The following is a 26,104-nucleotide window of genomic DNA, read 5'->3' as shown; positions in this document are numbered from 1 at the left end:
CCTCGGCAGACGAGACAGAGACCAAGCTCATGACCACCCCCACCCCCGACTGGGCCGCGCGCTTTTCGCAGCGGATGACCCGCGTCCGCGCCAGCGAGATCCGCGAGCTGCTGAAGCTGCTGGATCAGCCCGACATCCTGTCCTTCGCCGGCGGCATCCCCGATCCGGGCCTGTTCCCCGCCCACCGGATCCAGGCCGCCTATGACGCGATCCTGGCCGACCCGGAGCAGTCCCGCGCCGCCCTGCAGTACTCGGTGAGCGAGGGCTACCTGCCCCTGCGCCGCTGGATCGCCGAGCGCATGGCCCTCGATGGCGTGGCCTGCGATGAACACAACATCATCCTCACCGCCGGCTCACAGCAGGCCCTGGACCTGATCGGCAAGCTGTTCCTGACCCGCGGCGACACGGTGATGGTGGCCCGGCCCACCTATCTCGGCGCCCTGCAGGCCTTCAACGCCTACGAGCCCGCCTATCTCGACCTGCCGGAAGGGGCGTTGAAGACCGGCGTGGACGCGCAAGGGCTGATGGACGGCCGCGAGCCCAACCCGCTGGGCTACTTCGTCCCCGACTTCGCCAACCCCACCGGCGAGAGCCTGACCCTGCCCGAACGCGAGGCCCTGCTGGACCTGGCCGCCGAACTGGACATGACCCTGATCGAGGACGCCGCCTATCGCGAGTTGCGTTTCGACGGCGAAGCCCTGCCAACCCTGCTGGCCCTCGACATCGCCCGTTGCGGCTCCATCGAGGACGCCCGCACCCTCTTCTGCGGCACCTTCTCCAAGACCATTTCGCCGGCCCTGCGCATCGGCTGGGTCTGCGGTCCCAAGGCGGTGATCGAAAAGCTGGTTTTGCTGAAGCAGGGCTGCGACCTGCACGTCTCCACCATCAACCAGATGGCCCTGCACGCCACGGTGTCGGAGGGCTACGAGCAGCACCTGGGATCCCTGCGCACCGCCTATGGCGCAAAGGCCGCCGCCACCCTCGCCGCCCTGGAGCGCCACATGCCGGCCGGCGTCACCTGGTCGCGGCCCGAGGGCGGCATGTTCGTCTGGCTGTGGCTGCCGCAGGGGATGGACGGCAAGGTCCTGCTGGAACGCTCGCTGGCCGAGGAACGCGTCGCCTTCGTGCCCGGTGAACCCTTCTTCGCCGAAGTCCCGACGTCCAACGCCATCCGCCTCAGCTACTCCCTGCCCTCCGACGCGGAGATCGAGGACGGGGTGCGGCGGCTGGCGGGGTTGATCGCGCGCTCCTAATTCCTCCCCCGTCGGGGGAGGGGGACCGCGAAGCGGTGGAGGGGGTTAGGGCGGCGCAGACGGCAAGGCCCAAGCCCCCTCCGTCTCGCTGGCTTCGCCAGCGATCCACCTCCCCCAGGCCGCGCCGCGCGCTGGGGGAGGAACTTAGTCCAGCCCGTACGCCCCGCGCTCCAGCGCCCGCAGCAGGGTCAGCACCTCCGGGTCGGCGAAGGGCAGCAGCTGGGTCATCAGCACCCCGCCCTGCCCGGCCTCCGGATCGGCCCAGTAGTAGGTGTTGGCCAGACCCGCCCAGGCCAGGCTGCCGGCGCCGCGCCCGTCGCCGGTGGGCTCCGGCGTGATCATGGTGGCCAGGCCGTGGCCGGTGGCCATGTGCGGATAGAGGTCGAAGTCGTTGGTCATCGCCGCCATCGCCGACTTGATGAAGCCGGCCTTGTGGCTCCCGCTGTGGCTCTCCGACAGGCCGCGCAGGGTCTTGGCCGAGAGCACGCCGCCGCCCTCCCCCAGCAGCATCCGCAGGAACTTGCCGTAGTCCTCCGCCGTCGAATAGAGCCCGCCGCCCCCCGACAGCACCTCAGGATTGGCCGGCATGCCGAACGGAATGGGGATCAGCGCGCCGTCGGGTCCGCGCACATGCACACTGGCCTTGCGGGGCGCCTGCCCCTCGGACAGCGCAAAGCCGGTGTCGAACATCGCCAGGGGACCAAAGATGTTCTCCGTCAGATAGGCGTCCAGGCGTTGGCCGCTGGCCGCCTCGATGACGATCCCGGCCCAGTCGATCCCAATGCCGTAGATCCAGCCCTGGCCGGGATCGAACATCAGCGGCTGGCGGTGGGCCGCCCGGCTGCCCGAGTTGGGATCCAGCGCCCCCTCGGTCTGCGAGTAGGCGAGGAATTCCGGGTGGGTGAAGCTATAGGCGAAGCCCGAGGTGTGGCTCAGCAGCTGGCGCAGGGTCACGAATCCCTTGGCGGGTCGCAGCTTGGCCTTGCCGTCGGCCACGCCCTCAAGCACCTGGAGGTCCTTCAAATCCGGGCACAGCTCGCCCAGGTCGCCGTCCAGGGTCAGCTTGCCCCGCTCCACCAGCTGCAGGGCCGCCACCGACACCACCGCCTTGGTCATCGAGGCGATCCAGAACACGGTGGCGGCGTCCATCGCCGCCGGCTGCCCCGCCGCGCGGACGCCGGCCGCGTGTTCGTAGGTCACGCCGTTCCGGTCGGTCACCAGGGCCACGGCCCCGGCGATCTTGCCCTCGGCGACGGACTTGGCGAGCGCCGCTTCGAAGGCCCCGAAGCTCACAGCCCCAGCACCATCTTGGCGATGATGTTGTGCTGGATCTCGTTGGAGCCCGCATAGATCGAGGTCTTGCGGTAGTTGAAGTACATCGGCGCCACCGTCGCCGCGTAGTCGGGGCCCGCGCGGGGCTCGTTCCGCTCGCCGCGGATCTCGGCGAAGGTGTCGCGCACGAAGGGCTGGGCGTAGATCCCCGCCGCCTCCAGGGCCAGTTCGGTGATCGCCTGCTGAGCCTGGCTGCCCTCCAGCTTGAACATCGACGACGCCGCCCCCATCGCCTCGCCCGCCGTCCTTGCTGCGAACATCCGCAGCTCGGTGGCGTTGAGCGCATCGACCTTGATCTGGGTCTCGGTCAGCTTGCGGCGGAAATCGCTGTCATCCAGCATCCGCTGGCCGCCATCGGACCGCTCGGCCCCGGCGATCATCTTGACCCGCGCCAGCATGTTGGTCAGGCCCGGCGCATAGGCGTTGCCGCGCTCGAACTGCAGCAGATACTTGGCGTAGGTCCAGCCCTGGCCTTCCTCGCCGATCCGGTTGGCCACCGGGACCCGGACGTTCTCGAAGAACACCTGGTTGATCTCCTGCTCGCCGTCCGGCGGCCCGTCCAGCGTCGGCAGCGGCACGATGGAAATCCCGGGCGTCTTCATGTCCAACAGCAGGAAGGAGATCCCCATCTGCTTGATCGCCTCGTTGGAGGTCCGCACCAGGCAGAACATCCAGTCGGCGTGCTGGGCATAGGTCGTCCAGATTTTCGAACCGCTCAGTACATAATGATCGCCGTCCCGCTCGGCCCTCATGGAGAGCGAGGCGAGGTCTGATCCGGAGCCCGGTTCGGAATAGCCCTGGCACCACCAGACCTCGCTCGCGAGGATCTTCGGCAGGTGCTGCGTCTTCTGCGCGTCGGTCCCGAAGGCCATCACCACGGGCGCGCACATCCGCACCCCCATGTTGGAGGTGTCGGGCGCGCCGGCGAGCGCCATCTCCATGTCGAAGATGTACTTCTGGGCATGGGTCCAACCGGTCCCGCCGTACTCGGCGGGCCAGTCGGGCGCCATCCAGCCCTTCTCGTTCAGGCGTTTCCACCAACGGACCTGGCCGGTCTTGTCGATATGGGCGTTCTTCGACTGACCCATATGGGCCCGCATGTCGTCGTCGAAGGCCTGGGCGATGAAGGCGCGGACCTCGTCGCGGAAGGCGAGGTCACCCTGCGAGAAGTCGAGGTCCATTGCGCCCTCCCCTACACGCCGTCGAGGTATTCGATCTCGGGACGGCCGCCCATGCAGGGGCCCATCTTGGCGCCGGCGGCCTTGAAGTAGTCGGTGCCGCCGTGGGCGGTCAGGGCGTCCTGGTCGGCATAGAGTTCCAGCACCTTGTAGATCTGGGGATCGGTGCGGCTCTTGGTGAGCTGGTAAGCGATGTTGCCGGGCTCATTGGCCCGCACCTGCTTGGCCAGGTCGGTGAAGATGGCTTCGAACTCGGCGTTCTTGCCCTCGGCGACCTTCAGGACCGCGATCACACCAATCATCTCGTTCTCTCCCAACGCTTGTTTGAAGCGACGGTAGAGGGGGTGGTTCAGAGCCGCAAGCCCTACGCAGCGTCAGCTTGAGAGGACGGCCACTCCCCTCCCCGCGCGTCCCGGCGACGGCCGGGATCCAGGTCGTAGGTCATGGCCTGTGCCAGGAATCCGGAATGCGGTGGATGTATCTGAGTCCCGGCCGTCGCCGGGATGAGCGGTTTTAACTTACCGCCGCTCGTTCCAGCCGTAGGCGACCCAGTGATGGCCGCCCAGGTTGCGGGCTTCGATGATCCCGTCGTCGCGGCGCGCGTGGGCCGTGCGCTTGGCGCGCAGGGCCAGGCCGGCCAAGGCCAGCAGGGCCGAGGACATCACCGCGATCACCACCACCGTGGCGGCGGCGAACAGGGCCAGGGCCGCGGCGATGACAACCGCCGCCGTGGTGGCCAGAGCGCCGCCCAGCACCGCAAAGCTGCGGAGCGCTGAACCGTGTTTGCGGGCGAATTCCCTGACCATGGCTTCCTCTGGCGCCGCCTCTTCCGGCAGCTGCACGATTATGTTGTTCGGGCGGCGCCCGTCGTCAACGCTTCAAAACGTAAAAAACAACGAAACCAGTGTTATGCCACCCCTTCGAGCGCCAATTCCCGGCGCTCGCGCATGATGGTGTCGAAGGCGGCATTGATGGAGGCGGCCTTGGATTCCGCCACCTCGATGAATTCCGAGGGCAGGCCGCGCGCCCGGGCGCGGTCCGGGTGGGAAACGATCAAGGCGCCCTTCCAGGCGCTGCGGACCTCGTCGTCGGGCGCGTCATGGGGCACCCCCAGCACGCCATAGGGATCCTCGGCGCTGAGCCCCAGATGGGTGGCCTTCAGCCGGCGGAACACCAGGGGCGAAAAGCCGAACAGCACCGCCACGTGTTCCAGATAGACCAACTCGTCGGCGCTCACCGCCCCGTCGGAGCCGGCGATGTGGAACAGGCCGTCCAGCACGTCCTCCAGCAGGGTCGGGCAATTGCGGTAGCGCTTGGCCAGCCGGATCGCGTAGCTCTCGTAGCCCCGCGTCGTCTGGCGGGCGAGATCGTACAGGCGGTGGATGTTGCGCTCCGACGCCGCGTCGGTCTGGAACACCTGGGCGAAGGCGTCGAACTCGCCGACGCTGGCGCGGCCGTCGGCCTTGGCGAGCTTGGCGCCCAGGGCCGTGACGGCAGTCGTGAAGGTGGGGTCCTCGCCGGGCAGGCCCGGAGGACACTCGTCGCAGTCTTCGCAACCATCTGGGCGGCGGACGGCGAGCCCAGCAATGTTGCGCCAGAAACTCATGGGAGTATCGACAAGCCTAGTTCCGCAGTGCGGCAAACACAACGCGCATCATCCCGCAGGCAGGTTAAGTTTTGGACAGACTCTGGAGTTTCTGGATTGATCGGGGCGGCACCTTCACCGACGTCATCGGCCAGGCCGACGACGGCGAAGAGGTCTCGCTGAAGCTGCTGTCCAGCTCTCCGGCCTATGAGGACGCCGCCGTCGAGGCCATGCGCCGGGTGCTTGGCGCAGGCCCCGGAGCCCCCTTCCCCGCTGACCGCGTGGAGGCCATCAAGATGGGCACGACCGTCGCCACCAACGCCCTGCTGGAGCGGCGCGGCGCCAGGACCCTGTTCGTGGCCACCCAGGGCTTCGCCGATGCGCTCATCATCGGCGACCAGTCGCGGCCCGACCTGTTCGCCCTCAACATCGTCCGCCCCGAACCGCTCTATTCGGGTGTCGTGGAGGCCCAGGAACGCCTCGCGGCCGACGGCGCACTGGTGACGGACCTCGACCACGACGACCTCGCGGCCAAGCTGAAGGCCGCCGTCGCCGAGGGCTACACCGCCGCCGCCATCGCCTTCCTGCACGCCGACCTCAACCCGGCCCACGAGATCGCCGCCGGGGAACTGGCGCGGGCCGCCGGCTTCGAGTTCGTGGCCCTGAGCCACGAGGTCTCCCCCCTGCCCCGCTACATCCCCCGCGCCGAGACCACCGTCGCCGACGCCTATCTGACCCCGGTGCTGCGCGCCTATGTGGACAAGGTGGCCGGGGCCGTCGCGGGCGCCCCGCTCTACTTCATGACTTCGGCCGGCGGCCTGGTGCGGGCCTCAGCCTTCCGGGGCCGCGACGCCGTGGTCTCGGGCCCGGCGGGCGGCGTGGTCGGGGTGGCCGAGACCGCCCGGGCGGCCCACGCCGAACAGGCCCTGGGCTTCGACATGGGCGGCACCTCCACCGACGTCTGCCGCTATGCCGGACGGCTAGAGCGCCGGGACACAGCGACCATCGCCGGGGTGAAGCTGCGCAGCCCCATGCTCGACGTCGAGACCGTGGCGGCCGGCGGCGGCTCGATCCTGTTCTTCGACGGCCTGCGCGCCCGGGTCGGCCCGCACAGCGCCGGCGCCGATCCCGGCCCCGCCGCCTATGGTCGGGGTGGTCCCGCCACGGTCACCGACGCCAACCTGGTGCTGGGCCGGCTCGATCCGCGCTTCTTCCCCGCCATCTTCGGCCCCGCCGGCGATGCGCCCCTGGACGTCGAGGCCGCCCGCGCGCGCCTCGCAGAGCTCGCCAAGGCCATGGGCGCGGCCAGCGTCGAGGCGGCCGCCGAGGGCTTCGTCGCCATCGCCGTCGAACAGACCGCCCAGGCCGTGCGCCGCATCTCCACCGAGCGCGGCTTCGATCCCCGCGGCCACGCCCTGGTGGCCTTCGGCGGCGCGGCGGGCCAGGTCGGCTGCCAGGTGGCGCAGGCGTTGGGCGTCGACGAGGTCCTCTGCCCCCGCTACGGCAGCGTGCTGTCGGCCTGGGGCATCGGCCAGGCGCGGGTGACCGCCCTGAAGCAGGCGGGTCTCGACGCGGCCCTCGACGACACCGGGCTGACCCGCGCCGCCGCCCTGCTGGACGGCGTCGAGGCGCAGGCCCGCCAGGCCCTGGCCGATCAGGGCGCCGACGACGGCGCGCTCACCCGCACCTTGCGCCTGCGCTACGACGGCGCCGACGCCGAACTCCCCACCACGCCGGGCCCGGTCGCCGACGTCAGGGCCGCCTTCGAAACCGCCCACCGCCGCCTGTTCGGCTTCGTGGAGCCCGACCGGACGATCGTGATCGCCAGCGTGGAGGCCGAGGCTGTCGCCCTCCCTCCCCTTCATGGGGAGGGTGGACGAAGCGAAGCTCCGGACGGGTGGGGAATACCGCCACACTCCCCCACCCCGATCGCTTCGCGATCTGCGCCTCCCCAGGTCGGGGAGGGAGAGGTGCGCATGTTCGCCCACGGGCAAACCGTCACCGCCCCCATCGTCGCCGCGGACGCCCTCACCAGCCTCGACGGCCCGGCCCTCATCGTCCGCTCCGACACCCAGATCGCCCTGCCCCTCGGCTGGCGCGCCACGGCGCAGGCGGACGGCCTGATCCGCCTCACCCGCGCCGGCGCAGCCAAGGCCCGCGCCATCGCCCTCGACCGCCCCGACCCCATCACGCTCGAGCTGTTCAACCGCCGCTTCATGGGCGTCGCCGAGGCCATGGGCGCGGCCCTGGAGCGCACCGCCCATTCGGTGAACATCAAGGAGCGCCTGGACTTCTCCTGCGCCCTGTTCGACGCGGACGGCGGCCTGGTGGCCAACGCCCCGCACATGCCGGTTCACCTGGGCTCCATGGGCGCCAGCGTCCGCGCGGTCCGCGACCGCCACCCGACCCTGCGGCCCGGCGACGCCTTCGCCCTGAACAACCCCTATGCCGGCGGCACCCACCTGCCCGACATCACCGTGGTCATGCCGGTCTTCATGCCGGGCGCGGCGAGCGCGGCCTTCTATGTCGCCGCCCGCGGCCACCACGCCGATGTCGGCGGGGTGCAGCCGGGCTCCATGCCGCCCTTCTCCAGGACCATCGACGAGGAGGGCGTGATGCTGGACGCCATCCCGATCATGCGGGGCGGCGGCTTCCTGGAGGCCGAGACCCGCGCGGCCCTGGCGACCGGGCCCTGGCCCTCCCGCGCCCCGGACCGCAACATCGCCGACCTCAAGGCCCAGATCGCCGCCTGCCAGGCGGGGGCGGCGGCGGTCGCCGGGATGATCGACGGCTTTGGCGGCGCGGTGGTGGCCGCCTACATGACCTTCGTGCAGGCCAACGCCACCGCCTCGGTGCGCCGCGCCATCGGCAAACTCTCCAACGGCGAGGCCCGCGTGCCCATGGACGGCGGCGGCCAGATCGTCGTGGTCACCACGGTGGACGCCGCCGGCGGCGAGGCGACCCTGGATTTCCGCCAGTCCGCCGACCAGCTGCCCTCCAACTTCAACGCCCCCTCGGCCATCGTCGATGCGGCCGCCCTCTATGTCTTCCGCACCCTGGTGGACGACGACATCCCGCTCAATTCCGGCTGCCTGGCGCCGCTGAACATCCTGACCCGGCCCGGCTCCATGCTGGCCCCCGCCCCGCCCGCCGCCGTGGTGGCCGGCAATGTGGAGACCAGCCAGCATGTGGTGGACGCCCTCTATGCGGCGCTCGGCGTGATGGCGAACGCGCAGGGGTCGATGAACAACTTCACCTTCGGCGACGAGACCCGCCAGTACTACGAGACCCTCTGCGGCGGGGCCGGCGCGACGGCCCAGGCGGACGGGGCCAGCGCCGTCCACACCCACATGACCAACAGCAGGCTCACCGACCCGGAGATCCTCGAGCGCCGCTTCCCGGTCCGCGTCGAGACCTACGCCATCCGCCGGGGATCCGGCGGCGACGGCGCACACAGGGGGGGCGACGGCGCCGTGCGCCGTATCCGCTTCCTGGCGCCCATGGAGGCCGCCCTGCTCTCCACCCGTCGCGAGAACGCGCCCCAGGGGATCGCCGGCGGCGGCCCGGCCCTGATGGGCGAGCAGCGTTTGATCACATCCGACGGCGCGGTAAAGGAACTGCCGGGCTGTTTCTCCGTTACGGTCCAGCTTGGCGACGTGATCGAGATCAAAACCCCGGGGGGCGGAGGGTTCGGATCACGCCCCGCCTCCTGATCGACACAGTTTCAAGGTTCCAAGGCTCCATGTCCGCACTCATCGCCGCCCTCACCCTGTTCGCCGCCGCCGAGCCCGCCGCTGGCTCCGCCCCCGCCTACAACGACCGGGCGCTCACCGAGGACATGCCCTATCCCGCCGGCGCGCCCCGCGACGACTACGGCCTGGTGGGCTGGTGCTACGGCGCCCTGCGCGGCTACGTCGATCTGCACGACCAGATGATGCCCGACGTCACCGAGATCGAGAAAGCTCCGCCGGTGAACCCCGACACGACTCTGGCCCAGAAGCTGGCGGCCTACGCCACCATCCAGGCCCAGGCCCAGAAGGACATGAAGCTGTTCGCCCGCTCCATGGAGGCCGCCGAGCGCGCCAGTCTGAAGCCCATCAACATCGTCGGCGCCGCCGCGGTGAAGAAGGGCCACGCCACCTGGAACGCCGCCAGTTCCATGCCCAAGCGCCAGGTCGCCCAGAACTGGATGGGCTGGACCCTGCCGGTCCGCTGCGTCCCCACGGCCCACGCCCTGGAAGACCGCGCCAAGCTGATGGGCAAGACCTTCCAGGTGAACACCGACCCCGCCGAGCTGGAGCCCACGCCGGCGCCCGAACCCACCCCTGTCGAGCCCGCCCCGGAGACCTCCGGCGCCGACGCCCCGACTCGGTAACCCGACACCGCTCGATTTTCTGACGCTGTAAGCGAACCGCCCCGGCTGTCGAACCGACTCCGGGGGCGGTTTTGCGCGTCCCTGTTGCGAAAAAACGACAGCCTGGCCTTTCGGCCCCTGCGTCAACTTTTTACCGACCGGCTGGACTGTTTTTAAACGTCTTTTCCATGACCTTTTCGAAACTTGAGTACGCTTTTGACGTAACGTCGAAAATTGAACCGCGAGATTCAACTAGTATTGACATAACGGTCAGGGATAACTTCCAACATCGTCAAGTCGTACAGAAAAGAGACTTGAGTTTTACAACTGTTGCCGGTCTTACCCCCGATGCGATCTGTCATCATTCAGACAGATAACGCAGTTATATTGAAACAGGGGAAACGCGTGCTTAACACCAGATACCTTGCAGGGGCCTCGTCTATCGCGCTGGCCACCCTCATCACCCTCTCCGCTGGCCAGGCCTTCGCGCAGGACGACGTCGAAGTCTCCGAAGTCGTGGTCACCGGCTCCTTCATCGCCGGGTCCCCGGAAGACGCCGCCCTGCCGGTGAACGTCATCGGCGCCGATGAAATGCAGAAGCAGGGCGCCCCCTCGACGGTAGACCTGATCAAGTCGATCCCCGCGGTCAGCGGCGCCATCGGCGAATCCAACCAGTTCGGCGCCGGCCAGACCACCGGCTCGGGCAACATCAACCTGCGCGGCCTTGGCGCGACCCGCACCCTGGTGCTGATGAACGGCCGCCGCATGGCCGTCTCCCCCGGCGGGACCTCGGTCGACACCAACCTGATCCCCACGGCGGCCATCGGCCGCCTGGAAGTCCTGAAGGACGGCGCCGCCGCCACCTACGGCTCCGACGCCATCGGCGGCGTGGTCAACTTCATCACCCGCACCAACCTCGACGGCTTCGAGGTCCGCGGCGACTACTCGCTGATCGACGGGTCCGACGGCGACTACGGCACGTCCGTCGCCTATGGCTGGCGCGGCGATCGCGGCAACATCCTGCTGACCGCCGGCTACCGTCACCGCTCCGAGCTCAACGCCCTGGAGCGCGACTACACCGTTCGCTCCATCACCGAGAACCCGCAGGGCGGCTGGTCCAGCTTCGGCAACCCGGGCCTGTACCTGTCCAGCTCCAACGGCGGGCTGAGCTACACCACCCCCTATGTCGACCCGTCCTGCAACGCGATCTCCGGCCCCGGCACGGCGGCGAGCTGCAACTTCAACTACATCGGCTTCGACAACCTGACGGAACGCGAAGAGCACTATCAGCTCTACGGTGAGATCAACTTCGAGCTGACCGACACCACCACCTTCCACATGGAAGCTCTCTATGCCGGCCACGACGTGCCGGAAGAGAACTCCTCGCCGTCCTATCCGCCGAACAACTTCCCGACCTCGGGCCTGACCACCAAGGCCCAGGGGAACGGCTTCTTCATCCCGGCGTCCAACCCCAGCCTGCAGGCCCTGATCGCCAAGGGCCTGGCCCCGGCCTCGGCCGCCACCGCCGGCCTGTTCACCTCTATCGCCTGGCGTCCGATCGGCGTGGGCGGCAACGGCCTCTACGAGTACGGAGGCAAGGAAGATAAGCGCAAGTTCACCGCCTATCGCCTGTCGTCGGGTCTGAAGGGCAAGTTCGAGAACGGCATCGGCTGGGACGCCGGCCTGACCTACATGGAAGACTGGAGCGACATCGCCACTCCGGACATCCTGATCTCCCGTCTCCAGCTCGCCCTGCGCGGCCTGGGCGGCGCGGGCTGCAATCCCTCCACCGGCGTCGCCGGCGTCGGCGCCTGCGCCTACTTCAACCCCTTCTCCACCGGCACGACGGGCAACGTCCTGGATGACCGGACCAACCCGAACTACGTGGCCTCGACCGCCAACAACAAGGCGATCCTGGACTACCTGTTCGAGGACTATTCCTACGAGACCCGCACCAAGCTGTTCGCCGCCGACCTGGTCTTCAACGGCGAACTGCCGATCGACTTCGGCGCCGGCGCCCTGGCCTGGGCCGCGGGCACGCAATACCGCTGGAGCTCCATCGAGCGTCAGACCAGCGACTATACCAACATCGCCGTCACCCCCTGCACCGACTCTCCGGTGAACCCGGCGGCGACCTGCGTGAACCGGTACGGCGGCTTCTCGTTCTTCGGCCCGCTGACCGACTACAACCTCGACTACGGCGTCATCGCCGGCTTCGGCGAGCTGCAGGTTCCGATCTTCGACAGCCTCACCGCCACGCTGGCCGTGCGCTACGAGGACTACGGCGGAAACATCGGCGCCACCACCAACCCCAAGGTCGCCGTGAAGTGGCAGGCCACCGACTGGCTGGCCTTCCGCGCCTCGGCCGGCTCGACCTTCCGCGCCCCGCCGCAGACCCAGATCGCCCCCTCCGTCACCACCTCGCTGGCCTACACCACCGCGGCGGCCGGCTACCGGGCCTATGACGTCTACGGCAATCCGAACCTGGAGCCGGAAAAGGCCAACACCCTGAACGTCGGCGCCATCCTGGAGGTCGGCGACTTCAACGCCACCCTCGACTACTGGTCCTTCGACTTCGCCGGCCCGATCGACAACGAGAGCGGCTCGGGCATCATCAACGCGCTGTTCCCGAACGGCACGTCGACGAGCCTGCCGAACAACTGCCTGGTGGCCTCCTATGCCGGCCTGCGCAACCGGGTCACCTTCAACGACATCAACTCCGACGGAACCCCGGACTGCCTGCCTTCGGCGATCAACCGGACCCGTCTGAACGTCGTCAACGGCCCCGACCTGAAGACCAGCGGCATCGACTTCGCGGCCAGCTACAAGGCCCGCGACGTGCTGGCCGGCGGCGACCTCTCCTTCGGCCTGGATATGACCTACGTGCTCAAGTACGAGGTCGCCCCCACGGTCATCGAGGGCGTCACCGTCAAGCCGGCCCGCGACTATGCCGGCACGATGGACTATCTCGGCTACGGCTCGCAGCCGCAGTGGAAGGCCACGGTCTTCAGCGAATACACCAACGGCGACCACAACCTCCGTTGGACCCTGCGCTACATCGACGGGATGATCGACACCCGCGTTGGCACCTCGACCTTCACGGCCGCCAGCCCGCTGGGCCAGAAGATCGACGCCTTCATCACCAACGACCTCAGCTACCGGGTCTTCCTGCCCTGGGAGACCACGCTGACGGCCTCGGTGATCAACGTCTTCGACGCTGACCCGTCCTTCGCGCGGCTGGACCTCAGCTACGACCCCTTCACCGCCAATCCGCTCGGCCGCTACTTCAAGCTGGGCGTCACCAAAAAGTTCTAGAGGTTCTTCCCCCTCGAGAACTTGACTCAAAGGGCGGCGTCCAAGGACGCCGCCCTTCTTTTTGACTGCTAAAGGTCCTTACGCATGAAGTACCTGGGGAACATCGGCGCCGGCCCGTCGATCTGGCCAAACACCGCAAACCCCAGCCGTTCATAGAAGGCCCGCGCCTGGAAGGCGTAGGTGTCGAGCCACATGTTGCGGCAGCCTCGGGCGACCGCCTCGGCCTCCGCCCGGGCCATCAGCTCGGTTCCCAGCCCCTCGCCGCGCCCGCCCTCCGGCGTCACCACCAGGCCGATATAGAACGAGCCCCACAGCGACAGCGCCCAGAGCCCGCCCAGCACTTCCTCGCTGTCGGGTTGGTTGATGGTCAAGGCGAAGGGCAGCCCCTGCGCGTCCCCCACCGTCTTCTGGTTGAAGGCCAGCAGGGGCGCCCAGATAGGCATGTAGGCGTCGTCAGGGTTCGCGGCCCCGCGGATGATCAGGTCCATGTTTTCGTCTTTCAGATGATGCGCGCACAGGCGCTCTGGCGCGACCCAGGGGGCCACGCGGGATCAGGTCGAACCAACTGCAGGCGCGGTCAGACCGCGACGAAACCGATCATCATCAGGGCAGGCTAGCGACGCCCGCGCGCGAGGGAAAGCGCGCTATTTCTTCGGCGGGTTGGCGCTCAGGTCCATGATCAGCTTGGTCAGCAGGTAGAGCCGCGGCGTCACCGACTTGAGGTCCATATATTCCTTCTCGGAGTGGAAGCCGCCGCCCACCGGACCCAGCCCGTCCAGGGCCGGCGTCCCGGCCTCATAGGCGAGCGCCGACTGCGAGGCCCCGCCATTGCCGCCGGTGGCCAGTTTCAGCCCCAGGCCCGCATAGATCGCCTGGGCCCGCACGGCCAGGGCGTCGGTCGCCGGGTTGTTGGCCAGGGGCGGGAAGGAATTCTCCCGCGTGATCGTGACCACCGTGTCGGGCACCACCGTCTTTGCGGCGCTCTCCTTGAGCGTCGCCTCGACCTTGTCGAAGTCGCTCTTCTGGCGGGCGCGGATATTGATCTGGGCGCGGGCGTCCTCGGGGATGATGTTGTAGCGCGAGCCGGCGTTGATGATGGTCAGGTTCACCGTCAATCCGTCGCCGGAGTGGGGGAACTTCTCCACCGTGGCCAGCTGGTTCACCAGTTCGACGGCGGCGTTGCGGCCGTCCTGCGGGGCCACGCCCGCATGGGCCGCGCGGCCCTTGACGTCGATGTTCATGGTCGAGGAGCCCTTGCGCCACACCGTGATCACATCGGGCGCGTCGCCGGGCTCCAGGTTGAGCTCCACGTCGTGGGCCCGCACCAGCCTGTCGATCAGCGCCCGCGTCCCCGGCGAGCCCCGCTCTTCGCTGGTCTCGATCAGGTAGGTGATCTTGGCGAAGTCCTTGAACCCCAGGTCGTGCAGGATCTGCAGCGCATAGAGCCCCTCCACCACCCCGCCCTTCTCGTCGGCGACGCCGGGGCCGCGCGCGTGGTCGCCCTCCACCGAGTATGGCCACTTGGCCACCGTGCCGGGCCCGAACACCGTGTCGATGTGGCCGATCATCAGGATCTTGGCCTTGCCGGTTCCGGTCAGGGTGGCGACCGTGTTCTCCGGCAGGCCGGGGATTTCCGCCGGCACGCTCTCGATGGTCATGCCCAGCGCCTTCAGCCGGGGGATCAGCACGGCGGCGACCTTGCGCCCGCCCTCAATGTCGCCGGTGCCGCTGTCGATGTTCACCACCTGCTTCAGCAGCTCCAGCTGACCCGCGCGCCCCGCCTCGGCGGCCGCCCACACCTTGGCGTCCTTGCCCGCCGCCAGGGCCGGACCGGCGCCAACCAGCAGGGCGGCCACGGCCGCCATCGCAACCCTCATCGTGCGCATTCGATCACTCTCCAAACTCAAGGCGCGGAGTGTGGCCGTCACGCCCGCGCGATCAAGGGGAAACCGGGCTCGGCCAAGCTTACCGGAGCTTAATTTGCTCGCCGCCCCAGGCGCCTCTAAGCCGCCAGGGAGATAGGGATTCCGTCATGCGTCATCTTCTGCTGGCCGCCAGCGCGGCCCTTCTGGTGGCCACGGGCGCCGCCGCCCAGGACACCTCCACCCTGCCGCCCCTCATGCAGGCCCTGCTGGCCATCCCGCCCTCACCGCCGCCCGCCATGGACGCGGCCGAGCGCGCCCGGGTGATCGAGAAGCTGGCCTACGAGTTGGACCAGATCTTCGTCTTCCCCGAGGTCGGCGCCCGCTACGCCGCCATGCTGCGCGCCAACCAGGCCGCCGGCGCCTATGACCAGCTCACCGATCCCGTCGCCTTCGGCGACAAGGTCACCGCCGACCTCCAGGCCGTCTCCCCGGACGGCCACCTGCGCCTGGCCCTGGAGAGCGCCTTCCAGACCCGCCGACCGCCCCCCGCCGACGTGCCGATGAGCGCCCGGCCTTCCGGCCCGCCCGGCCTGGAGGAGACCCGAATGATCGGCGACGTGGCCTATCTGCGCTTCAACCAGTTCACCGGCGAACCCGCCAGCGTCCAGGGCGCGCGGAGCTTCCTGCTGGCCCATGCCGACGCGCGCGCGGTGATCATCGACGCCCGCCCCCACCGGGGCGGCGGCCTGGACGAGATGAACGCCATCCTGCCCCTGCTCTACGCCAGGACCACCCATCTCGTGCGCATGGAGACCCGCGCCGGCGTCGACGACGGCGGGACCCTGGAGGAAGGCCCCACCCTGGTCCGCCAGCCCTCGGCCTCCACCGTGGTCGCCCAGGACCACGTCGTCATTCCCGACACCACCGAGACCCGCCTGCAGAAGGTCCCGGTCTACTACCTGACCTCCCGCCGTTCGGCCTCGGCCGCCGAGCACCTGGCCCTGGCCTTCAAGCGCACCCACCGCGCCACCCTGGTGGGCGAGACCACCCGGGGCGCTGGCCACTACGGCGGGACCATCAACCTCGACACCCGCTTCGCCGCCTTCATCCCGATCGGCCGCACCTATGATCAGGACACCGGCTGGGACTGGGAGGGCAAGGGCGTCACCCCCGACGTCGCCGTTCCCACCGACCAGGCCCTCGACGAGGCCCTCAAGCTCGCCAAGGCTGCGGGCGCGCATCCCAATTGAGTTTCCTTCTCCCCTTGCGGGAGAAGGTGGCCCTGCGGAGCAGGGTCGGATGAGGGGTTGATAGGCCTCTCGGGTTAGGGCGTTGCAGTTCGCGCGGAGAGGGGAGCGTGACCCCTCATCCGACCGGTCTCCGACCGGCCACCTTCTCCCGCAAGGGGAGAAGGATCGCGCCGCACAAACCCCCTCACGACGCCCCCGCCCCTGGTGTTACACTCACCCACCATGGAAACGCCGCACCTGATCTACTTCGCCGACGCCATGTGCTCATGGTGCTACGGCTTCTCACCGGTGATCGCCGACATCCGCAGGACCTTCGGCCGCGCCCTGCCGATCCAGCTGATCATGGGCGGCCTGCGTCCGGGGACCGACACGCCCATGACCGACAAGGCCAAGACTGAACTGGCCGGCCACTGGCATCATGTGACGGAGGCGTCCGGCCTGCCCTTCGATCCCGCCGTCCTCGACACCCCAGGCTTCCTCTACGACAGCGACCCGGCGGCCCGCGCCGTGGTCTTCGTCCGCCGCCACGACACCGAGCTGGCCCTGACCTTCCTCGCCGACCTGCAGGCGGCCTTCTATGCGCAGAACCGCAACATCACCGACCCCGAGGTCCTGGCCGCCCTGATCACCGAGCGCGACATGGACGGCCAGCGGTTCCTCGACATCTTCGACACCGACGACCTCAAGCACGAGACCTGGCGCGACTACGGGACCTCGCAGCAGGCCGGGGTCACCGGCTTCCCGACCCTGATCGCCGGCCCCACCGAGGCCGGCGCCTATGGCGTCGTCACCCGCGGCTACCAGCCGGGAAGCGCCGTGGTGCCGATGCTGGAAGCCTGGCTCTCCGGACCGCTCAACTAGCCATGGAAACCTTCGACGTCGTGGTGGTGGGCGCCGGCGCCGCCGGGATGATGTGCGCCATCGAGGCGGGCAAGCGCGGCCGCTCGGTCCTGGTGATCGATCACGCCAAGGCGGCCGGCGAGAAGATCCGCATCTCCGGCGGCGGCCGCTGCAACTTCACCAACCTGGGCGCCAACCCCAACAACTTCATCTCCGCCAACCCCCGCTTCGCCAAGGGGCCGCTGCGCCGCTATTCGGCCAGAGACTTCATCGCCCTCGTGGACCGCTACGGGATCGCCTGGCACGAAAAGACCCTGGGCCAGCTGTTCTGCGACGACAGCGCCAAGGACATCATCAACCTGCTGCTGGCGGAGATGAAGGCTGCCGGCGTCCAACTCCGCCTGGGGACCGCCGTCGCCAAGGTCAGCAAGACCGCCACCGGCTTCGAGCTCGCCCTGCCCGGCGGGACCGTGGCCTGTTCGTCCCTGGTGGTGGCCAGCGGCGGCAAGTCGATCCCGAAGATGGGCGCCACCGGCTGGGGCTACGAGATCGCCGCCCAGTTCGGCCTGCCCCTCATTGAAACCCGCCCCGCCCTCGTCCCCCTGACCTTCGAGATCGGCGCCCTGGAACGGCTGAAGCCCCTGGCGGGGGTGGCGGTCGACGCCGTCGTGGCCTGCGGCAAGACGAAGTTCTCCGAGGCCATGCTCTTCACCCACCGCGGCCTCTCCGGTCCGGCGATCCTGCAGATTTCCTCCTACTGGCGCGAGGGCCAGGAGATCACGCTCAGCATGGCGCCCGGCGTCGACCTGATGGCGGCCATGAAGCTGGCCAAGACCACCCGGGGCCGGCAGGCCACCGCCACCGTGCTCGCCGACCACCTCCCCAAGCGCCTGGCTCAGATGATCGCCGAGGAAGAGGGCGCGCTGGGAAACATCGCCGACCTGCCCGACAAGGTGCTGACCCGCGTTGATGCGGCGGTGAACCGCTGGACCGTCAAGCCGGTGGGCTCGGAGGGCTATCGCACCGCCGAGGTTACGCTTGGCGGCGTGGACACCCAGGCCCTGAACCCCGGCACCATGGAGGCGAACGCCGTGCCCGGCCTCTACTTCATCGGCGAGGTGGTGGACGTCACCGGATGGCTCGGCGGATACAACTTCCAATGGGCCTGGTCGTCGGGCTGGTGCGCCGGCCAGGCCGCCTGAGCCTCAAAGCCCGGCCTTGGTGCGTCAATCCGTCCCAGGTTCTTCACCAAGTCCCGTTCAGTTTTTTTCATCTTCTGCCCGCAACGTGAGGTTTCATCACGAACGGCCCGAATGGCCGAACGCGCGTGGGGTCTTGGTGCAGAAAGCCGTAGAACGATTCACCCAGGCCGAGCTGGTGGGCCACGTGCTCAGCCATGAGAAGTTCCTGGCCGGCAGTCTGGGCGGGCGCCGGATGATCCTGCCCATGGCCGATCTCACCGGCCTGGCCATGCCGCGCCGTAACCTCGCCGACGCCGACCTCAGCGGCGCCAGCATGCGCGGCTGCGACCTGTCCGGGACCATCCTCGACCGCGCCATGCTGTTCGGCAGCGACCTGCGCGGCTCCAACCTGGTCGGCGCCAGCCTCAGCCGCGCCGACCTGCGCGGCGCGGTGCTCTGCGGCGCGGACCTCTCCGACGCCGACCTGCAGGACGCCGACTTCCGCCCCGGCCAGATCGCCGCCCACTCGGCCCAGGGCTTCATCTCGGTCTCCCAGCGCCAGCGGGCCGGCATGGCAGACGGCATCTCCAGCCGCATCCGCGCCGACGTGAACACCGCCTACGCGACGGACTTTTCCGACGCCACCCTGCGCGGCGCCCGGATGAACGGCGCCAAGATGAAGTCCGCAAACTTCACCAACGCCCTGCTGGAGGAGGCCGACTTCACCAGCGCCAACCTGGAGAACGCCGACTTCACCAATACGGTGATGTCCGGCGTCCAGCTGATGGGCTCCACCACCCACGACGCCATCATGGACCGCGTGGTCCACGCCCCCTCGGCCGAGGCGCTCGCGCGGCGCCCGGCCCTGCTGGAGGCGCTCGCCGGCCACCAGGTCTGGTGCCTCACCAACGGCAAACAGGGCGGCGCGGCCCAGGTCGAGGGCGCGGACCTCCGCGTGGTCGGCGACGCGCTGGCCGCCGGCCAGCTCACCGGCCTGCAGGCCACCGGCGCCTGCTTCGTGCGGCTCAATCTGGAGGGCGCCTTCCTGCAGGCCGCCAATCTCGAGGGCGCCGACCTGCGCGGGGCCAATCTGCGTGGCGCGGACCTGCGCGGCGCCCGCCTGGCCGGGGCCAACCTCGCCCGGGCCGACCTGCGCGGCGCGATCCTGACGAACATGGAGATCGGCGGCCGCACCACCGCCACCGACCTCACCGGCGCCCGCTTCAGCTACGCCGACTGCCGCGGCGCCCAACTCTCCCCCGGCCAGCTCGACCTCGCCGACGCCGCCGAAGCCCGCTTCGACCGGGCCGCCTGAGGCCAGACTTCAGCGAGTCGCCAATACGGCGACGGGACTCGGCAAGACGAAGCCAAATAATAGAGGCTACGCTACACAACTCTTCATTGTACTCGACTCTGGGATCCTGACACCGACACCTGCTCTGCGACAATACGCCCCATCTATACTGCCATTGAATTCATCTTTGATTGATCGACCGTCGACATGCTTCAGCATTCCTGAGCGCGCGGCTCGGACGGTGAGCAAGATGGCCGTCAATTCCCAGTCCCTGACCCAGGCCGAGTTCGCCAAGCGGATCGTCGCCCACGAGATGTTCATCGCCCGGAAGGCCGGCGGGGTCCGGCTGATCCTGCGCTTCGCCGACCTGTCGGGCCTTGCCGCCCCCGAGCGCGATCTCGCCGACGCCGACCTTAGCGGCTCCAACCTCACCAACTGCAATCTCGCCGGTGCGCGGTTGGACCGGGCGATTCTGTTCGGCTGCGACCTCACCGGGGCGATCCTCACCAAGGCCGTACTGAGGCGGGCCGACCTGCGCGGCGTGGTGCTCAGCGGCGCCGACCTCTCGGGCGCCGATCTACAGGACGCCGACCTGCGTCCGGGCCAGCTGGCCGTCCATACCGTCGACGGCTTCGCCTCCTCCTCCACCCGCCGCCAGAAGCGGGCGACCGTGGCCGACGGCGCCAACCTGGCCGGCGCCAATCTCAACCGGGCCCGGTTCGAGGAGGCCTCGGCCTTCGCCGCCGACTTCTCCGACTGCTCCATGCGCGGCGCCAATCTGCGGGGCGCGAAGCTCAAGTCCGCCATACTGCGCGGCGCCCTTCTGGAGGACGCCGATTTTCGCGACGTCAATCTGGAGGGCGCCGACCTCAGCGGCGCCGTGATGGAGGGCGCGCAGCTGACGGGCTCGATCCTCACCGACGCCTGCCTGACCGGGGCTCTCAAGGCGCCGGACGCCGAGGCCATGGCCCGTCGCCCGGCCCTGATGGAGGCCCTGGCCGGCCACCAGGTCTGGTGCCTCACCGCGGGCAAGCAGGGCGACGCCGCCCAGTTGGCCGGCGCGGACCTGCGGGTGGTGGGCGACGCCCTGCTGAAGGCCCAGCTAACCGGCCTGCAGGCGCCCGGCGCGATCCTCATCCGGCTCAACCTCCAGGGCGCCGACCTGCAGGCGGCCAATCTCGAAGGGGCGGACCTTAGATCGGCCGACCTGCGCGGCGCCGACCTTCGCGGCGCGCGGCTCGGCGGCGCGAATCTCGTCCGGGCCGACCTGCGCGGCGCTCTCCTGCAGGACCTGGTGATCGGGCCCCGCAGCACCCCCACCGACCTGTCCGGCGCGCAGCTGCGCTTCGCCGATTGCCGGGGAGCTCACCTTTCGCAGGATCGACTCGCCGACGCCGACGCCACCAACGCGCGGTTCGACGTCGCCGCCTAGAAGATCACCCGCTCCTGGCCCCACCAGAGCGGCGAGCGGGCGTGGTCGATGAATTTCCGCTCGTCCTCCAACAGCAGCTTGCCCGCCGCCTGCGCCTCGGGCGTCACCATCAACTCGCCCAGGGCCTCCAGGCTCTCGTACCAGAGCTGCGCCACCCCATCATAAGGAGCCGGCGCGTCGCGGCTGGTCCTCAAGGGCTCGGACATCTCGTCGGGCAGGCTGTGCATCTGCACATAGCGCTGGATGCCCAGCACCTCGCGCACGCTGGCCACCAGAGGCGCGTGGGTCCTAAGCCAATAGTCCTGGAAGTCCTCCCGGCTCAGGCTCGGCAGGCGCACCAGGGCGAAGGTCAGCTTGATCATCGGCGTCTCCTCTTTAGCGCGACTATAGCGCCCGCAGGATCCCCATCGTCACCAGGGCCGCGTTGTCTGAGGCCAGCTGGTTGAAGGCGGTATAGAGCTTGTCTCCGTCCCCCGCGCCGGCCAGGCTCGACAACCCACGGACCGCCACGAACGGCTTGGCGTTGCACCACGCGACATGGGCCACCGCCGCGCTCTCGCAGTCCAGCACGCCCGCCTCGAAGGTGGCGAAGACGTAGTCCCGCAGCTCGGTGTTGTTGACGAAGGCCGCGCCGGACACGCCATTGCCGCCCACCACCACCTTGGGCGCCTTGTCCAACTGCGCCGCGCCAGCGCCCTTTGACAGCACCACCGCCGCCGAAAGCTTGCGCGCCGCCGCCAGCATGGCCGGCGCCGCGGGGAACCAGAACCGCCGCTCGGTCTCGCCGTCCGGCCCCGTCACCGTCACCGGCTTGGGGAACATCATGCCAAAATTGCCGTAGCCGCTGGGGATGCCCGAGGCCGGCTCGTAGCCTGAGGGGCCTTCGCGGCCCATCACCACCTCCAGGTACTGGCCCCACTGGCTGGCCACGAAGACGTCGCCCACCTTCAGGTCCGGATCGACCCCGCCCGCGCAGCCGCTCACCACCAGATGGGTCACGTTAAACAGGTCCAGGGTGCGCTGGGCCGTCATGGCCGCATTGACCATCGACACTCCGCAGCCCGCCAGCACCACCGCCTTGCCGGCCAGCATGCCGGTGGTGAAGGCCGCGCCGGCCACCCCATGCTCGGCGGGCTCGGTGAGCGCCTTGCGCAGGGCCGTCAGCTCGCTCGCCATGGCGGCCAGCACCGCGATCCGGGGGGTGTCGTCGATATGCATGGCTGTTCCCGGCGCTGTAAACGCCATGCCTACCACGCCTGTCGGAAGGCGGCGGCCCTCTTCGTCCTAGGACCGCATCCTGGAGGAACTCATGAGCAACGACTTCGACAGCCTCTCCGCCCCGGCCCGCCGCGCCCTGGCCGCCGCCGGTTACATGTCCCTCGCCGACCTCGCCAAGGTCGCCGAGTCCGAGGTCGCCAGCCTGCATGGCATGGGTCCCAAGGCCTTGCAGGTCTTGCGGGCGCGGCTGGAGGACGCGGGGCTCGCCTTCAGACCCTGAGTGTCCGACGTGCCTTATCCACAGCCTCGGCACGAATATGTGATGGAACCGGGAACGCGATCGTGATGGCTGCGTTTTGGTGTTGCTCCGGCCTTGGCGGGAGCGCTGAACGCCACGCGGGGGTGGTGTGCAGCCCAAGCCATATCCCCCCAAATTCGGAGACCACCATGCGTTTTGCCACCCTGATGACCGTTGCCGCCCTGGGCCTCGCCGCCGCCGCCTGCACCAAGAAGGAAGAAGTTCCGGCCCCGGTCGCCGCTGACGCCACCGCCGACCAGGCCGCCGCCGCCGCCGACCAGGCCGCCGACGTCGCGATTGACGCCGCCGACACCGCCACCGACGCCGCCAAGGAAGCCGGCGACAAGGCCGGCGACGCCATGCAGGCCGCCGGCGACGCCGCCGCCGCCTCGACCGAAGCCAAGGTCGACGCCGCCGCTGAGCCGACCAAGAAGTAAGACCTGACGGCGGACGCCTCACGGCGACCGACGAGGGTTTCCAGATCGGGCTCCGGTTGTCTCTCCAGCCGACCGGAGCCCTTTTCTATGCCGCCAGCCGCCCCAGCCAGGGGTGGCCCGGATACAGTCGGGACATGACGCCCCGCAGCCAGACCTTGGCGGCCGGGTCCAGCAACGGCGCGAACAGCGTGAAGTCCGCCTCGTCCTTCGGCCGGCGCTTGGCGGCCTTGTACAGCAGTGCGCCCTGCGGCTTCAGATAGGGCACGCCTGTCGGCGACAGCCCCATCATCTGCGCCCTTGGGGCTGTCACGCTCTCGTCGCTCCGGAAAACCCAGGTCGCGGCGTCACCCGGCTCGGCCATGACGTCCAGACGCCAGGCGCCACCCTCCGCCACCCAGATCTGGTGTTTGTCTTCGGGCGGGTCAGCCCCGCGCATCAGGGTGAGAACCTCGCCGTCCCCCACCGAATAGAGATCGAACGCCGCCAGTTGCGCCCGCATCTGCGGGAGGAACGGCTTGGGGACGGCGATCTCCAGGTCCTCGTGGACCCGGCTCTCACGGCCCAGCCACACATCCAGCGCCCATCCCCCCACCACGCACCAGGGCGCATCGACGCCGGCCAACCGCGCGCTGACCTGCTCCGGCGTCCACGCATCCCACGCCTCCAGGGGCGGCCCATCCCAGTGGGGCTTGCTCTCGTCAGGCATCCCGGCCTCCCGCCAAACCCTTACTGTGCCGCGAAATCCACATGGAACCAAAAGTCGGGTATCTGACACTTTGGGCGCAACCAACGGCGACTGACCGCATTCTCCCTGCACGGCGAGAACGCCGGACTGCGGAGCTGAATTGTGCGGGTGCTGATTGTCGAAGACGAGATCTTGGTCGCCATGGAGCTTGAGGAAACCCTCAGCGACCTGGGCCATACCGTCGTGGGCATCGCGCCGGACCGCCGCAGTTTCGACGCCTTCGCCGCCGAACACATCGACGTCGCCCTCGTGGACCTGAACCTGAGGGATGGCGCCACCGGTGTCGATATCGGTCGCGCCCTGGCCGATCGCCGCGCCGCCGTGGTCTTCATCACCGCCAATCCTGCCATGCTGCGTGATGGCGTCGCCGGCACGATCGGCGTCCTGCCCAAGCCCGCCTCCCGCAAGGCCGTCGCCGACGTCGTCGAGTACGCCGGCGCCCGCAGCCCCATGCTCTCGCCTCCGGGCGAGCTGCGGCTCTTTGCCTAGATAACAACCTTCTGCCGCAGGCCGGGATTCAGTTCGCCCGGCTTGGCCGCGTGTAGGACTTGGCCGGCGCGGTCATCGTCACCAGCAGCCCCTCGGGCGCCCATTCGCGGATCAGGGTCCCGCCCAGCTGCCCCTCCACCGACACCTTCGAGAGCGTCGAGCCAAACCCCTCCACGGCGGGCGGGCCCGCCACCACCGGGCCACCGGTCTCCCGCCAGACCACCTGGTAGTCGTCCCCCACCAGCGCCGCGGTAATTGCGACATGGCCGCCGGCGACCGACAGCGCGCCGTACTTGGCCGCGTTGGTGGCCAGTTCGTGGAAGATCAGCGCCAGGGGCGTGGCCGCCCGGTCGTCGATGGCGATGTCATCCCCCGCCAGGCTGATCCGAAGGCCACCCGCCCCGTCATAGGGCGCAAACAGCTCCGCCAGCAGGGCGAAGACCGTCGCCGCCCGCGCATTGGGCTGCGAGACCCTGCTGTGGGGCCGCACGAAGTCATGGGCCCGGCCCAGCGCCATCACCCGGTCGCGCAGCGCCAGGGCATAGCCCTTGGACTCCGGATGGGTCCGCGCCGACAGTGAGATCAGGCCCGAGATCACCGCGAAGATGTTCTTGATCCGGTGGCTCAGCTCCTGGCTCACCAGTTCCCGCTCCTCGGCCAGCCGCTTGGCGTCGTCGATGTCGGTGCAGGTGCCGAACCAGCGGGTGATCTGGCCGGCGGCGTCGCGGATCGGCAGGGCCCGTCCCAGGGTCCAGCGATAGACCCCGTCATGGCGCCGCAGCCGGTACTCGATCTCATAGGGCGCGCCGGTCTGCAGGCTGAGGCTCCACAGCGCCCTGGCCCGATCCCGGTCCTCGGGGTGGAACATGCCGTTCCAGGCCTCGCCGTCGGTGGAGCCGGGCTCCATGCCCGTGAACTCGTACCAGCGGGCGTTATAGTAGTCGTGATGGCCGTCCGGCTGGGTCGACCAGACCATCTGCGGCATGGAATCGGCGATGGCCTGGAACCGGCTTTCCCCGTCCTTCAGGCGCGCGGCCTGGGCGCGCAGGGCCAGTTGCGCCATGACCTGGCGGGCCAGGGCCAGCAGGGTTTCGGTCTGCTCGGCGGTCAAGCCCTGCGGCCGCGCCACCGTGTCGATCACCGCCACCGATCCGATCGGGGCGCCATCGGGGCTGTCGACCCGCGCCCCGGCGTAGAACCGCAGCGACGGGGGCCCCGTCACCAGGGCATTGTCCGCGGTCCGGGCGTCCATCGTAAGGTCGGGGAAGACCTCGATATCGTCGCAGACCAGCACATGCCGGCAGATCGCCATCTCCACCGGGGTCTCGCTGACCTCCAGCCCGATCTTGGCCTTGAACCACTGGCGATCGGCGTCGACGAAACTGACCACCGCGATCGGGGTCTTGCAGACCAGCGCCGCCATCCGCACGACATCGTCGAAGGCGGTCTCGGCCTCGGTGTCGAGGATACCGGTGGCGGTCAGCGACCGGATCCGCGCGTCTTTGCTCTGCGCCTCGATCACCGGCTCAGCTTCCGTTTCTGCGCCTGGGTCTGGCGGAAAAGTCTGATAGCAAACATGGCCGGATTACGCCTGGATTTCGGTGAGGTTCCGAGAACGGCGCCGCTAGGAGCTCACGCAGGTGCTCATATTGACCGGCCCGGCGGCCGCGCGGAGCCAGTCGCCATCGACCTTGGTGAACTCCGAGAACCCCGACTGAGGCCTGTACTCGCTGCGCACGGCCTCCCAGCCCTCCCAGCTCATCGCCACCACCAGCTTGGCGGTGACGCCCTTGGCCTGATCGGTGGCGGTGATCTCCCGCTCGCCCTTGCACCGCACCTCGAAGGCCTGGCAGCCCTCGGCCTTGGCCAGGCAGGCCTTGTCGGTCTTCAAGATCTCCTGGCGCCAGGCCAGGATCGCCCCGTCCAGGCCATCATACTTGGCCTCGGCGCCGCTCTTGGCCTTGGGGCTGCAGCTCGCCAGCACGGCGGCGGCCGCCAGGATCCAGACTCTATGCACGCGCGTCTCTCCGCATCGGTT

24 protein-coding genes are annotated in these 26,104 nt (G+C 69.1%); 12 read left to right on the top strand and 12 right to left on the bottom strand.

Annotation, left to right across the window (positions count from 1 at the left end; translation table 11 throughout):
* The first annotated feature begins 29 nt into the window (after positions 1–29).
* Positions 30–1,253, top strand: coding sequence for a PLP-dependent aminotransferase family protein (locus tag Q7J39_RS14180; protein WP_304826214.1), 1,224 nt, complete (start codon positions 30–32; stop codon positions 1,251–1,253).
* Positions 1,254–1,397: 144 nt separating this feature from the next.
* Here the strand turns inward: Q7J39_RS14180 and Q7J39_RS14175 are convergent, their stop codons facing one another.
* The 5 genes from Q7J39_RS14175 to Q7J39_RS14155 all read right to left on the bottom strand — a co-directional run bounded on the left by Q7J39_RS14175 (position 1,398) and on the right by Q7J39_RS14155 (position 5,369).
* Positions 1,398–2,546 (bottom strand): serine hydrolase, encoded by a 1,149-nt coding sequence (locus tag Q7J39_RS14175; RefSeq protein WP_304826210.1) that lies wholly within the window; start codon positions 2,544–2,546, stop codon positions 1,398–1,400.
* The gene (locus Q7J39_RS14170) at positions 2,543–3,766 is read right to left on the bottom strand and encodes an acyl-CoA dehydrogenase family protein (RefSeq protein WP_304826207.1); all 1,224 of its coding nucleotides are present in this window, start codon (positions 3,764–3,766) and stop codon (positions 2,543–2,545) included. Before Q7J39_RS14170 ends, Q7J39_RS14175 begins: the two co-directional genes overlap by 4 nt.
* Positions 3,767–3,777: 11 nt before the next feature.
* Entirely contained in the window at positions 3,778–4,065 is a 288-nt protein-coding gene (locus Q7J39_RS14165; protein WP_304826204.1) for a putative quinol monooxygenase, read from the bottom strand.
* 216 nt (positions 4,066–4,281) lie between these two features.
* Positions 4,282–4,569 carry a hypothetical protein gene (locus Q7J39_RS14160; RefSeq protein WP_304826201.1) on the bottom strand — a complete coding sequence of 96 codons (288 nt, stop codon included), beginning with the start codon at positions 4,567–4,569 and terminating at the stop codon, positions 4,282–4,284.
* 101 nt (positions 4,570–4,670) lie between these two features.
* Positions 4,671–5,369, bottom strand: a complete 699-nt coding sequence (locus Q7J39_RS14155) for a DnaJ family molecular chaperone (RefSeq protein WP_304826198.1) — start codon at positions 5,367–5,369, stop codon at positions 4,671–4,673.
* Positions 5,370–5,440: 71 nt separating this feature from the next.
* Between Q7J39_RS14155 and Q7J39_RS14150 the strand changes: the two genes are divergently transcribed.
* The 3 genes from Q7J39_RS14150 (at position 5,441) to Q7J39_RS14140 (ending at position 13,017) form a co-directional block, all read left to right on the top strand.
* A complete protein-coding gene (locus tag Q7J39_RS14150; protein ID WP_304826195.1) occupies positions 5,441–9,061 on the top strand; it encodes a hydantoinase B/oxoprolinase family protein in 3,621 nt (1,206 codons plus the stop codon).
* A 29-nt stretch (positions 9,062–9,090) separates the two neighbouring features.
* Entirely contained in the window at positions 9,091–9,723 is a 633-nt protein-coding gene (locus Q7J39_RS14145; protein WP_304826192.1) for a hypothetical protein, read from the top strand.
* Between the two features lie 384 nt (positions 9,724–10,107).
* On the top strand, positions 10,108–13,017 hold the full coding sequence (locus tag Q7J39_RS14140; RefSeq protein ID WP_304826188.1) for a TonB-dependent receptor domain-containing protein: 2,910 nt from the start codon (positions 10,108–10,110) through the stop codon (positions 13,015–13,017).
* A gap of 68 nt (positions 13,018–13,085) precedes the next feature.
* Here Q7J39_RS14140 and Q7J39_RS14135 read toward each other — a convergent pair whose 3' ends face one another.
* Together Q7J39_RS14135 and Q7J39_RS14130 are read right to left on the bottom strand one after the other, a co-directional pair.
* Complete coding sequence (locus Q7J39_RS14135; RefSeq protein WP_304826185.1) at positions 13,086–13,505, bottom strand: N-acetyltransferase; 420 nt, start codon at positions 13,503–13,505, stop codon at positions 13,086–13,088.
* A gap of 156 nt (positions 13,506–13,661) precedes the next feature.
* Positions 13,662–14,903, bottom strand: a complete 1,242-nt coding sequence (locus Q7J39_RS14130) for a glutamate carboxypeptidase (RefSeq protein WP_304826182.1) — start codon at positions 14,901–14,903, stop codon at positions 13,662–13,664.
* 146 nt (positions 14,904–15,049) lie between these two features.
* On the opposite strand from Q7J39_RS14130, the gene Q7J39_RS14125 reads away from it, so the two are divergent.
* The 5 genes from Q7J39_RS14125 to Q7J39_RS14105 all read left to right on the top strand — a co-directional run bounded on the left by Q7J39_RS14125 (position 15,050) and on the right by Q7J39_RS14105 (position 20,879).
* Positions 15,050–16,132 (top strand): S41 family peptidase, encoded by a 1,083-nt coding sequence (locus tag Q7J39_RS14125; RefSeq protein ID WP_304826179.1) that lies wholly within the window; start codon positions 15,050–15,052, stop codon positions 16,130–16,132.
* Between the two features lie 222 nt (positions 16,133–16,354).
* Positions 16,355–16,993 (top strand): DsbA family protein, encoded by a 639-nt coding sequence (locus Q7J39_RS14120; protein ID WP_304826176.1) that lies wholly within the window; start codon positions 16,355–16,357, stop codon positions 16,991–16,993.
* A 2-nt stretch (positions 16,994–16,995) separates the two neighbouring features.
* Positions 16,996–18,174: an NAD(P)/FAD-dependent oxidoreductase gene (locus Q7J39_RS14115; RefSeq protein WP_304826173.1), complete on the top strand. Its 1,179-nt coding sequence runs from the start codon at positions 16,996–16,998 to the stop codon at positions 18,172–18,174.
* 136 nt (positions 18,175–18,310) lie between these two features.
* Positions 18,311–19,468 carry a pentapeptide repeat-containing protein gene (locus Q7J39_RS14110; RefSeq protein ID WP_304826170.1) on the top strand — a complete coding sequence of 386 codons (1,158 nt, stop codon included), beginning with the start codon at positions 18,311–18,313 and terminating at the stop codon, positions 19,466–19,468.
* Positions 19,469–19,697: 229 nt separating this feature from the next.
* The gene (locus tag Q7J39_RS14105) at positions 19,698–20,879 is read left to right on the top strand and encodes a pentapeptide repeat-containing protein (protein ID WP_304826167.1); all 1,182 of its coding nucleotides are present in this window, start codon (positions 19,698–19,700) and stop codon (positions 20,877–20,879) included.
* Here the strand turns inward: Q7J39_RS14105 and Q7J39_RS14100 are convergent.
* Together Q7J39_RS14100 and Q7J39_RS14095 are read right to left on the bottom strand one after the other, a co-directional pair.
* On the bottom strand, positions 20,876–21,241 hold the full coding sequence (locus Q7J39_RS14100; RefSeq protein ID WP_304826164.1) for an EthD domain-containing protein: 366 nt from the start codon (positions 21,239–21,241) through the stop codon (positions 20,876–20,878). The genes Q7J39_RS14105 and Q7J39_RS14100 overlap by 4 nt on opposite strands.
* Positions 21,242–21,263: 22 nt before the next feature.
* On the bottom strand, positions 21,264–22,097 hold the full coding sequence (locus Q7J39_RS14095; protein WP_304826161.1) for a 5'-methylthioadenosine/S-adenosylhomocysteine nucleosidase: 834 nt from the start codon (positions 22,095–22,097) through the stop codon (positions 21,264–21,266).
* A gap of 91 nt (positions 22,098–22,188) precedes the next feature.
* On the opposite strand from Q7J39_RS14095, the gene Q7J39_RS14090 reads away from it, so the two are divergent.
* Both Q7J39_RS14090 and Q7J39_RS14085 read left to right on the top strand, forming a co-directional pair.
* Positions 22,189–22,377 (top strand): hypothetical protein, encoded by a 189-nt coding sequence (locus tag Q7J39_RS14090; RefSeq protein ID WP_304826158.1) that lies wholly within the window; start codon positions 22,189–22,191, stop codon positions 22,375–22,377.
* Between the two features lie 167 nt (positions 22,378–22,544).
* The gene (locus tag Q7J39_RS14085; protein ID WP_304826155.1) at positions 22,545–22,832 is read left to right on the top strand and encodes a hypothetical protein; all 288 of its coding nucleotides are present in this window, start codon (positions 22,545–22,547) and stop codon (positions 22,830–22,832) included.
* An 85-nt stretch (positions 22,833–22,917) separates the two neighbouring features.
* Here Q7J39_RS14085 and Q7J39_RS14080 read toward each other — a convergent pair whose 3' ends face one another.
* Positions 22,918–23,538: a hypothetical protein gene (locus Q7J39_RS14080; protein WP_304826152.1), complete on the bottom strand. Its 621-nt coding sequence runs from the start codon at positions 23,536–23,538 to the stop codon at positions 22,918–22,920.
* Between the two features lie 141 nt (positions 23,539–23,679).
* On the opposite strand from Q7J39_RS14080, the gene Q7J39_RS14075 reads away from it, so the two are divergent.
* Complete coding sequence (locus tag Q7J39_RS14075) at positions 23,680–24,066, top strand: response regulator (RefSeq protein WP_304826149.1); 387 nt, start codon at positions 23,680–23,682, stop codon at positions 24,064–24,066.
* A 28-nt stretch (positions 24,067–24,094) separates the two neighbouring features.
* Here Q7J39_RS14075 and Q7J39_RS14070 read toward each other — a convergent pair whose 3' ends face one another.
* Both Q7J39_RS14070 and Q7J39_RS14065 read right to left on the bottom strand, forming a co-directional pair.
* Positions 24,095–25,588: a sensor histidine kinase gene (locus tag Q7J39_RS14070; protein ID WP_304826146.1), complete on the bottom strand. Its 1,494-nt coding sequence runs from the start codon at positions 25,586–25,588 to the stop codon at positions 24,095–24,097.
* A 102-nt stretch (positions 25,589–25,690) separates the two neighbouring features.
* Positions 25,691–26,083, bottom strand: coding sequence for a hypothetical protein (locus Q7J39_RS14065; protein ID WP_304826143.1), 393 nt, complete (start codon positions 26,081–26,083; stop codon positions 25,691–25,693).
* Between the last annotated feature and the right edge of the window lie 21 nt (positions 26,084–26,104).

Origin of the sequence: Phenylobacterium sp. (genome assembly GCF_030651185.1) — a bacterium.
In the GTDB taxonomy this organism is placed as follows: Bacteria; Pseudomonadota; Alphaproteobacteria; order Caulobacterales; family Caulobacteraceae; genus Phenylobacterium.
Note: the sequence above shows the minus strand (reverse complement) of the source record. Positions and strands in the feature narration are given on the sequence as shown.